The 9738-nt window shown below is 71.4% G+C and carries 10 protein-coding genes and 1 pseudogene; 2 read left to right on the top strand and 9 right to left on the bottom strand.

Annotation, left to right across the window (positions count from 1 at the left end; genetic code table 11):
* The 3 genes and pseudogenes from QH283_RS10640 to dop form a co-directional block, all read right to left on the bottom strand.
* Positions 1-207 (bottom strand): annotated as a pseudogene (locus QH283_RS10640) (hypothetical protein); the annotation flags it as partial.
* A 14-nt stretch (positions 208-221) separates the two neighbouring features.
* Positions 222-416: a ubiquitin-like protein Pup gene (locus QH283_RS10635; protein ID WP_280502855.1), complete on the bottom strand. Its 195-nt coding sequence runs from the start codon at positions 414-416 to the stop codon at positions 222-224.
* A gap of 210 nt (positions 417-626) precedes the next feature.
* A complete protein-coding gene (dop, locus tag QH283_RS10630) occupies positions 627-2126 on the bottom strand; it encodes a depupylase/deamidase Dop (RefSeq protein ID WP_280502854.1) in 1500 nt (499 codons plus the stop codon).
* A 388-nt stretch (positions 2127-2514) separates the two neighbouring features.
* Here dop and QH283_RS10625 point away from each other — a divergent pair, with 388 nt between their 5' ends.
* Together QH283_RS10625 and QH283_RS10620 are read left to right on the top strand one after the other, a co-directional pair.
* Positions 2515-3621 carry a DUF418 domain-containing protein gene (locus tag QH283_RS10625; RefSeq protein ID WP_280502856.1) on the top strand — a complete coding sequence of 369 codons (1107 nt, stop codon included), beginning with the start codon at positions 2515-2517 and terminating at the stop codon, positions 3619-3621.
* 158 nt (positions 3622-3779) lie between these two features.
* The gene (locus QH283_RS10620; protein ID WP_280502853.1) at positions 3780-4544 is read left to right on the top strand and encodes a helix-turn-helix domain-containing protein; all 765 of its coding nucleotides are present in this window, start codon (positions 3780-3782) and stop codon (positions 4542-4544) included.
* A gap of 26 nt (positions 4545-4570) precedes the next feature.
* Here QH283_RS10620 and QH283_RS10615 read toward each other — a convergent pair whose 3' ends face one another.
* The 6 genes from QH283_RS10615 to QH283_RS10590 all read right to left on the bottom strand — a co-directional run bounded on the left by QH283_RS10615 (position 4571) and on the right by QH283_RS10590 (position 9625).
* Positions 4571-4966, bottom strand: coding sequence for a nitroreductase family deazaflavin-dependent oxidoreductase (locus QH283_RS10615; RefSeq protein ID WP_280502852.1), 396 nt, complete (start codon positions 4964-4966; stop codon positions 4571-4573).
* Positions 4967-4977: 11 nt separating this feature from the next.
* Entirely contained in the window at positions 4978-5658 is a 681-nt protein-coding gene (locus QH283_RS10610) for a TIGR00266 family protein (protein WP_280502851.1), read from the bottom strand.
* Positions 5659-5704: 46 nt separating this feature from the next.
* Positions 5705-6916, bottom strand: coding sequence for a Fic family protein (locus tag QH283_RS10605; RefSeq protein ID WP_280502850.1), 1212 nt, complete (start codon positions 6914-6916; stop codon positions 5705-5707).
* 104 nt (positions 6917-7020) lie between these two features.
* Entirely contained in the window at positions 7021-7389 is a 369-nt protein-coding gene (locus QH283_RS10600; protein ID WP_280502849.1) for an arsenate reductase family protein, read from the bottom strand.
* Positions 7390-7430: 41 nt separating this feature from the next.
* On the bottom strand, positions 7431-8957 hold the full coding sequence (locus QH283_RS10595; RefSeq protein WP_280502848.1) for a glycosyltransferase family 39 protein: 1527 nt from the start codon (positions 8955-8957) through the stop codon (positions 7431-7433).
* Positions 8958-9061: 104 nt separating this feature from the next.
* Positions 9062-9625 (bottom strand): SRPBCC family protein, encoded by a 564-nt coding sequence (locus QH283_RS10590; RefSeq protein ID WP_280502847.1) that lies wholly within the window; start codon positions 9623-9625, stop codon positions 9062-9064.
* Positions 9626-9738: the final 113 nt, after the last annotated feature.

The following is a 9738-nucleotide window of genomic DNA, read 5'->3' as shown; positions in this document are numbered from 1 at the left end:
CGCCCGCGGCCCCCCCCCCCCCCCCCGGGGTTCGCGCCCGGCGCGGTGGGGGGGGCGGGGGGGGGCCTGCCCCCCCCCCCGGGCCCCCCGGCCCTCCGGGGGGGCGCGGTCGATGGCCGAGAACTTGTTGGACAACAACAGTTCCGGGGCGTGCGTCCGCAGATGTTCGGTGAACGAGGAAAGCGCGTGCCCCGGGTGGAGACGCATCGGGTCACCCGCTGTCACTGGCCGCCCTTCTGCACGTAGGCGCGGACGAAGTCCTCCGCGTTCTCCTCGAGCACGTCGTCGATCTCGTCGAGCAGGTCGTCGGTCTCCTCCGCCAGCTTCTCGCGGCGTTCCTGCCCGGCGGCTTCGGGGCCGACGGCACCGTCGTCCTCGTCGCCGCCTCCGGTGCGCTTGGTCTGCTCTTGTGCCATGGCAGCCGACCTCCTGTGTTCTCATCATGACCGGAGCCAGGGGTGAGCACGGTTCCGATCATGCGCAATGTGCGTGCTCGTCCTTCAACACTACCCAGCGACCCCGACACCATGTCGGATCTGTTGCCTTTTCGTGCGGTCTGTCCCTGTGATCTCGACCGCCGATCGGAACCGATCCGATGACGCGTCAGGGGCCGTTCGACGGGCAGCTCAGTGGGTGAGTTCCCGGACCAGGTCGGCCGCGCTGTCCACCCCGTCGAGCAGTTTGCCGACGTGGGACTTGGTGCCCCGGCGCGGCTCCAGGGTGGGGATGCGCACCAGCGAGTCGCCGCCGAGGTCGAAGATCACCGAGTCCCAGCTGGCGGCCGCGATGTCGGCGCCGAAGCGGCGCAGGCACTCGCCGCGGAAATAGGCCCTGGTGTCGGTGGGCGGGTTGGTCATGGCGTCGAGCACCTGCTGCTCGGTGACCAGCCGCTTCATCGACCCGCGCGCCACCAGCCGGTTGTACAGGCCCTTGTCCAGGCGCACGTCGGAGTACTGCAGGTCCATCATGTGCAGCTTGGGCGCGGCCCAGTTCAGGCCCTCGCGGCTGCGCATGCCCTCGAGCAGGCGCAGCTTGGCGGGCCAGTCGAGCAGATTCGCGCACTCCATCGGATCGCGCTCGAGCAGGTCGAGCACCATCGCCCAGTTGTCGAGCACGTCGCGGGCGCGCGGGTCGTCGTTGCCCTCACGGTCCATTAACTTGGCGACCCGCTCGTGGTAGAGCCGCTGCAGGGCCAGGCCGGTCAGCTCGCGGCCGTCGGCCATCGCCACGGCCACCCGCAGGGTCGGGTCGTGGCTGATCTGGTGCACGGCGGTGTCCGGGCGGGCCAGCTGCAGGTCCGACAGGTCCTCGCCCCCCTCGATCAGGTCGAGCACCAGCGCGGTGGTGCCGACTATGAGGTAGGTCGACATCTCCGCCAGGTTGGCGTCGCAGATGATGACGTGCAGCCTGCGGTACTTGTCGGCGTCGGCGTGCGGCTCGTCGCGAGTGTTGATGATGCCGCGCTTGAGGGTGGTCTCGAGGCCGACCTCGACCTCGATGTAGTCGGCGCGCTGCGACAGCTGGAAGCCTGCCTGATCGCCGGACTGGCCGATGCCGACGCGGCCGGACCCGCAGATCACCTGCCGGGAGACGAAGAAGGGCGTCAGGCCGACGATGATCTGGTTGAACGGGGTGTCCCGGTTCATCAGGTAGTTCTCGTGGGTGCCGTAGGAGGCGCCCTTGCCGTCGACGTTGTTCTTGAACAGCTCCATCCGGGGCGGGCCGGGCACGCGGGAGGCGGGCCTGGCCGCGGCCTCCATGACACGCTCGCCCGCCTTGTCCCAGATGACCGCGTCCAGCGGGTCGACGACCTCGGGCGCGGAGTACTCCGGGTGCGCGTGGTCGACGTAGAGCCGGGCGCCGTTGGTGAGGATCATGTTGGCCGCACCGACCTCATCGGCGTCGATGACCGGCGCCGGGCCGTTCATCCAGCTCAGGTCGAACCCGCGCGCGTCGCGCAGGGGCGACTCCACCTCGTAGTCCCATCGGGTCCGCCGCGCGCGCGGCACGCCCTCGGCCGCCGCGTACGCCAGGACCGCCTGCGTGGAGGTGAGGATCGGGTTGGCCGACGGCTCCGTGGGCGTCGAGATGCCGTATTCGACCTCTATTCCGATGATGCGCTGCATACCCACGAGACTAGGCGACGCGGCCCGCCACGGCGGGCGTACCCGTCCGCGTCCGGTCCGATCGGGACACCCCCGGGGCCGTCGCACGCGCTCGGGGTTCGGGTCGTTCCCACCGGGTATCCGTGTCGTTCTCTCGGTGGACGGACGGCGGTGCCTGCCTCCCCCGCGACGGGTAGCCGAACGGGTCCGCGCGGGCGACGACACCCGCGCCGCACGGTGCGACAGTGACTGCGTGCCCGAGAACCCCGCCGCGACCGAGAACACCACCTCGCCAGAGAAGACCACGGCGACCGAGAACACCACGGCGACCGGGACGACCGGGAGGGCTCCCGATCCGGCACCGGACGGCGCACACGGGCCCGCCCCGAGTCGGCTCGCCGCGCTCGATGTGGCGCGGGGCGTGGCGATCCTCGGCACCCTCGGCACCAACATCTGGATCATGACCGATCCCGAGGGGATGATCGGCTACCTGAACCGCGTGGGCTCCCCCGACTCCGGGTGGGTGGAGCGGCTGCTGCAACAGCTCGCCCAGGGCAAATTCCTGGGCCTGCTGACCGTCATGTTCGGCATCGGCCTGGCGATCCAGCAGGCCTCGGCGGCGCGGGCCGGACGCCGCTGGCCGGGCGGTTATCCGTGGCGTGCCTGCCTGTTGTTCCTCGACGGGGTGCTGAACTTCGTGCTCGTCGCCGAGTTCGACGTGCTCATGGGCTATGCCGTCACCGGTCTGGTGGTGGCCTTCCTGCTGGCCACGAGCGAGCGGGCGCAGCGGCGGTGGCTGCTCGGCGCGGCAGCGGTACACGTGGCGATGCTGTCACTGTTCGCTCTGGCACTGCTCGCGGCCGATTCCGGTTCGGGCTCAGGGGAACCGCGGCCGCTCGAGCCCAATCCCTATGCGCACGGTTCGTTCTGGGACCTGGTGCTGTTCCGGCTGGACAACGCCGCGCTGTTCCGGCTGGAACCGCTGGTGATCTTCCCGATGTCGGTGGCGCTGTTCCTGACCGGCGCGGCGCTGTACCGGCGTGGCGTCTTCCGGCCCGAGGGCGCGGCCCTACGCCGGCGGCTGCTGGTCGTCGGCGCGCTGGCGGCCGTGGCCGACCTGCTGGCCGGAATGCTCGTCGGCGGATCGGTGCTGGTCCTCACCCGCTACGGCACAGCGCCACTGGTCGCCCTCGGCCTGCTCGCGCTGGTGGCGGGCTACTACGTGCGCGGCGCGCGACCGGGGTTCGCCGGGCGCAGGCTGAGCGAGGTCGGGCGAACGGCCCTGTCCTGCTACATCCTCCAGAATCTGGTGGCCTCGGCGCTGTGCTACGGCTGGGGACTCGGGCTCGCGGCCCGGGTGGGCGAGGACGCGCGCGTGCCGTTCACCGTCGGCGTGTATCTGCTGGTCTCGGCGATCGTGGTGACCGCGGCGCACGTGTGGCTGCGCCGGTTCGAACGCGGTCCGGTGGAGTGGCTGTGGCACCGCTGCTATCACCGGCTGGCGGGTGATCGCTGAGCGCCGCGGTGAAGCAGGCGCTGCCGCAACGGATGAGCGATCGCCGCCCCGGGTGGACCGACTCGCCGAAACGACCACGCCGGAGGCGTGTCCCCGGATATTCTCGTGCTCAGGGTCCGAATTCCGGGCCCGGAGTGCTCGGCATGCGGGAGCGTCGGATGGAGAAGGCCCTGGTCGTCGACGAAAAGCCCCGCTGGGCAACGGCTCTGCTCCGGCCGGGCATCCTGGCCTTCGGCGGGCCCATCGAGCCCTCCGCTCTGCACGCGCACCACACGGTGCAGATGCTGGTCGCGCGCACGCCGGTCACCGTCATGGACGCGGGCGGGGTGCGCCATCAGGGCACCAGGGTGATCGTGCCCGCCGACGCGCCCTACCGGATCGAAACCGCCGCCGAGGGCGCCACGCTCTACCTCGACCCGGAGACCGCGGCGGGCGCCGCCGCGGCGGCCGACGCCCATCGCGGCGGCTGGGCCGACGACAGCAATCCCCTGCCGCCGGCGCTGGCCGACTCCCCCATCGCCGAGCAGGTCGCCGCCATCGTGCAGACTCTGCGTTCCACGCCGATCGCCCCGACGCACCGGCACGCCGCCGTCACCGAGGCCCTGCACCTGCTGCCCTCGCTGGTGCTCGACCGCACCATCCGGGGCGCCGACGTGGCCAAGCGGGTCGGCCTCTCCCCCGGCAGGCTGTCGCACCTGTTCACCGAGCAGGTCGGCATCCCGTTGCGGCCGTACATCCTCTGGCTGCGTCTGCGCATCGCCATCGCCCGGTTCCGCTCCGGCGACGACCTGGCCGCCGCCGCGCGCGCCGCCGGTTTCGACGACAGCACCGACCTGACCCGCACGTGCAGGCGCACCTTCGGGCTCACGCCGGACACCCTGCACCACGCCGCGCACTGGGATCTCGGCGACGAGGTGCGCTGACCGCGGCGGCTCCCGGCGTCGGGCCCTCAGTCCTCGCCCGGTGCGCCGATCTCCGTGGCGCGCAGATGGAAACGTGCCCCGACGGCCTCGAGCACCGTTCGCACACCCGCGGGCGCCCAGGACGCCGAGGGGTCCTCGACCACCTCGGGATCGGTCAGCCGCACGGTGCGGCCCTTGCTGCTCACCTCGAATGTGCCCGCGGCGAGCACGTTCTTGAGCCAGTCGACGTCACGGCCGTAGGTCAGCGCGATGCGGTGCACCGGCCCGTCGTCGAAGCACAGCACCGGCGTCTCGTAGGCGCGGCCGCTGTGGCGGCCCTTGTGCCGCACCACCGCCAGCGGCCGCAGCTTGGCGGCCAGCGGTATGGCGACGCGGTTGGTGACGTGCCGGTTGAAAGTGGCCAGGGAACGCGGAAGCACCATCTCGCGCCGCCTCACCTCGCGCCCGAGGCCGACACCGCCCAGGCGGCGAAGGCACGCGGATTGCGAGTCTGCAACAGCACCCGGCCGGGACCGACGAAATCGAACACGAAACCCTCCCCGGATTTCAGCGACTGGATCGACCGGCCGGAGACCGCGCGCCGGATGGTGTAGTGCATCATCAGGTCGTAGGCGACCACGTGGCCGGTGTCGATGGTGACCTGCTCACCCGGCTGCAGATCGATGACGTCGATCGCGCCGAACACGCCGACAACCACCTGCCCCTCGCCGTGGGCGCGCAGGCCGAAGCCGCCCTCGCCGCCGAGCAGGTTGGCGAACCCGCCCCACTTGCCCTCCACGGTCACCCCGTGGGAGTTGGCGATCCAGCCGCCCCGGTTGATGAAGTACGGCCGGTCCGGGGTGATGGTCAGGTTCAGCATGTCTCCCGGCAGGGCCGAGGCCACGTCCACCCATCCCCCCTGTGGCGGCGCGGTGAAGGTGGACACGAAGAACGACTCCCCGGCCAGCATCGACCGCTTGAGCCCCTCCACGATCCCGCCCTCGGCCCGCGCCTGGAGCGTCACCCCCGCCGAATGCGCCAGCATCGCGCCGGTCTGCACCCGCATCGGCTCCCCACCCGCCAGGAAGCAGCGGGCGACGGCCGAGGCGGGGTTGTGGCGCAGTTGAACCATCATGTTCCGGGACCCTACCGCGTGGTACGTCCCCACGCCCGCCCTCTGGTCAGCGCTGCCCGCCCCGCACCCGGCGCGCTCCTTCGGCGAATTCGTCCAGCACCCGGATGATGTCTTCGGCCACCCACACCCGGTTGCGCGCGGCGGATTTCGGCGCTCGCAGCACGCCGGAGTCGACGAGCCGGTCGATCGCGCGCTGGGCCGCCACGTCCGTCACGCCGAAGCTCGCGCGCACGTAGGCGTTGTCGACCGCGGGCTGGGCGGGGAGCCGGTCGATCAAGGGCCACACCACCGAATCCCGGCGCGCGGTGACGGCGGCGCGGTAGCGGTCACGGATCTCGCACAGCCGGGCGACGAGCCGCGCGCCGCGGTCGACGGCGAAGAAGGTGGCGTCGATGAACTGCCGCACGATCGGCAGCGGGTCACCGGCGCGGTAGCTGGTGAGCGCCTCGAAGTAGGAGGGCGTGTCGACGAGCAACCCGGCCGACAGCGGCACCGTCACGTGCCGGATGAGCCCCCGACGGTGCAGCATGGCGTGCACCAGCGCGCGGCCGGTGCGCCCGTTGCCGTCGGTGAACGGATGGATCGTCTCGAACTGGGCGTGCGCGAGTGCCACGTGCACCAATCCCGGTACGTCGGTACGGGCGGCGAACTCGAAGAAATCGTCCATCGCCGCGGGCACCCGGCTGTGGTGCGGGGGCACGAACATCGCACCGTGCGGCCCCAGCGCGGAGCCGCCGACCCATACCTGCTGATCCCGCCATCGCCCCGCGGTGGCCGGGTCGGAGTCCGCCAGCAACGCGTGATGCATCGACAGCACCGAGTCCCGGTCGATCTCGCGGCTCAGCGCCAACGCGGCCTCCATGGTGCGGACATTGGCGGTGACGATCCGCGCGTTGCGATCGGTGTGCACGCCGAGGCCGGCCAGCGCGAGCTTGCGGGCGCCGACCGTGAGGTTCTCGATCTGCGAGGAGGCCGCACTCTCGGTGCGCAGCAGCACGGCGCTCATCGGGCCGGACTCGGTGCCCAGCGCCCGATGGGCGTCGAAGCGGGCAAGCGTGTTCGCCGCTTCTTCCGCTTCAACCAACAGGCCGGCGGGCAGCTCGACGCGCTGCCGGGCGATGGCGGGCACCGTGGCGGCTCGATACTCCCCGGAGTGCTTGCGACGCTGCGTCCGTGACGTGGCCGCATCGCCGAGGGACCAGGGATGGGCCTCCTCGCCGATCGCCGGCCACCCGGCCGGAGCGCGGTCGTCTGCCACGCCGCGAGCTTACCAAACCTTATCGGCACAGAGTTCGGCAAGCGGACCGGCTACCGAATGATCCGACGGGGACGAACGCACGCGTTCGATTGGACTTCCCCTGGTCAGCCGAGTTCGCGGAGAGTCTCCTCGCTGCGGGCGACCACAGCGCGGCCATCGGCGGTGAGGACGATGGGGCGCTGAATGAGCTTCGGATTCCCGGTCAGCGCCTCGATCCAGCGGTCCCGATCCTCCGGGGCGCGACCCCACTGCGCCAGGCCGAGCTCCTTGGCGATCTGCTCGCCGGTGCGAGTGATGTCCCACGGCTCGAGACCGAGGCGGTCGAGCACGGCGCGCAACTCCTCGGCGGTGGGCGGCTGGTCGAGATAGTCGCGGACGGTGTAGCCGGCGCCGGTGGCGTCCAGGTGGGCCAGCGCCGCCCGGCTCTTGGAGCACCGGGGGTTGTGCCAGATCTCGGTCTGCCCTGCGGTCATGGACCCAGCCTAGTGCCGGCGGCGGGTGGCTCGTACCCGCCTCACAGGTGCATCCAGTCGTCCCACTGGGCCTGCCAGCCTCCGAGCGGACCGGCACACTTCCAGATCGTCACGTCCCGGGTGACGCCCGGGAAGCCGAGCCGCACGTCCACGGCGCCGACCGGCTCGACGGTGCTGAACCGCTGCCGGAGTCGCCCGTCGTCCCAGCCGACGCACAGGGCTGTCGTCGCCTCCGGCGGCGGTGTGCCGAAATATCCGAAGCCCCGGCTCGGGCTGTACACCGCGGGCAGCCGGTCGCGACCCAGTTGGTCGAGCGCGCCCGCCTGCCAGTAGACCTCGGTGACGATCACGGCCGTGGCCCGCTCCTCCGGCGGCAGGCCGGCCACGGCCTGTTCCACCGCCTCGGTCAGTTCCGGCCAGCCGAACTCGCCGTAGAGCCCGATGCCCAGCGAGGCCTCCTCGACGCTCGCGGCGGGCTCGAGACCGGCTTCGTCCTGCCACGGGACCGCCGACGCCACGAGCAGGACCGAGGCCGCCACGGCGAGCACGCAGGCCCCCCGCGCCCACCGTCGACGACGAACGCCGAGCCGGGCGACTCGCCCGGTCGCCGCCACCGCGCCCGCCGCGAACACCACCGGGTAGAGCCCGACCACGTAGTAGCTGCGTCCGCCCGTGATCAGGAAGACAACCGTCACGAGCACCAGCACGACTCCGAGGAACCGATAGGGCCGCAGCGACTCGTGCGTCCACAACGCCCAGACGCCGTAGCAGAGCAGCAGCGCGCCGAGCAGACCCGCCATGAGCAGCGCCAGGGGCACGAACAGCGCCCGCCCGCCGACGAACTCCTGCTCGCCGCTCACCACCTCGGCCATGCCGAGCTGCGGCCACCCGTTGCGCGCCTGCCAGAGCAGCGTCGGGATCGTCACCGCCACCGTGATCGCGCCACCGAGCCACAGCAGCGGCCTGCGCAACAGCTCGCGAGGTCCGTAGACGCCGACCCCGACGACGACCGCGATCCAGAACACCGGAATCAGCCACTTCACCTGCATGTCCACCGCGGTCACCAGACCCGCGGCCAGCAGCAGGACGTCCCGCCTCGTCCGCACCCATCGCACCACCAGCCAGGTGATCACCACCCACAGCACGGTGTCGATCGCGTTGGTGCTCAACACCTTGCCCTGCAACAGCAGGAACGAGGAGGTCGAGTAGGCGAGCGCGGTCAGGATCTGCGCGGCGCGCCCGCCGCCGAGTTCGCGCGCGATCTGGGCGGACAACACCACCGCGAGCACCGTCAGCACGACCACCGGAAGACGCAGTGCGAGCAGCGATCCCGGCGCGAGAGTGTCCATGAGCCGCGCCAGCGCCGGCAGCATGAACCCCTGATCGGCGTAGCCGAAGGACAGCCGCCGTCCGGCCGCCAGGAAATACAGCTCGTCACCGAAGAAGCCGTACCGGCTCGCCGAGAACACCAGCACCGCGGCCGAACTCGCGGCGACGAAGCCCACTCCCCCGATCGCGAGGCGCGGATACTCCGACGCTCGTACCGATTTCAGAGATTCACCCCTCATGCCCCGACGGTATCCGCGCCGACGCGCCGAACACGACCCCCTGGGGGCGTACTCGACCTCATCCACACGGTGTACCGGCCGACCCTCTCGGCGCTCGGCCGATATCAGACCGGCATGGGCGACTTCGGGAAGACGAAGGCGAACACCCGCCGCCACCACGGCATCCGCCGTCCGGCCGCCACATGGGCCAGGCGCTCGAGGGAATGGGCAAGCGACGCGGCCTCGGCATCGGCCACCACCCGGCCGCCGCGATCGCCGAGACCTGGCACGTCCGCCTCGTAGACGCAGCGCACGATGGTGCCCGCCGGCGCGGGCTCGAGCACGTACTCCACGATGCGCTCCTGGCCGGTGCCCGGATCGCTTCCCGGCCGGGCGTCGCTGTAGTGGCGAACCACCCGGCGCGGCTCGTCGACGCGCAGCTCGCCGTACATCGTCATGGTCATCGCCGAGCTCATCCGAAAATGGAACGTGTAGCGGCCGTCGCCGCCGCTGAGCCGGGTGCCGACCTTGCCGCCGACCGCCCAGCGCCGCAGCAGCGCCACGTCGGTCAGGCAGGCGCGCACCCGCTCCGGCGACGCGGGCAGCGTCACCTCGCCGGTGACGCGATAGCGCCCGTCGCCGAGCCTCTGCCCGACCAGCCGGGCACGGTCGGCCGCGAGCCTCTGCATGCGCTTCCTCCCCGAAAGAGCACCGACCGCGCCCCTCGTGGGGATCGCGGCCGGTGCTCCGATGTCGTTGTGACAGGTGATGTGGTTGTTACAGGTACTGACCGGTGTTGGAC

Origin of the sequence: Nocardia farcinica, assembly GCF_029867845.1 — a bacterium.
GTDB classification, from domain to species: Bacteria; Actinomycetota; Actinomycetes; order Mycobacteriales; family Mycobacteriaceae; genus Nocardia; species Nocardia farcinica_A.
The sequence above is the reverse complement of the archived record's forward strand: the minus strand, read 5'-3'. Positions and strand labels throughout refer to the sequence as shown.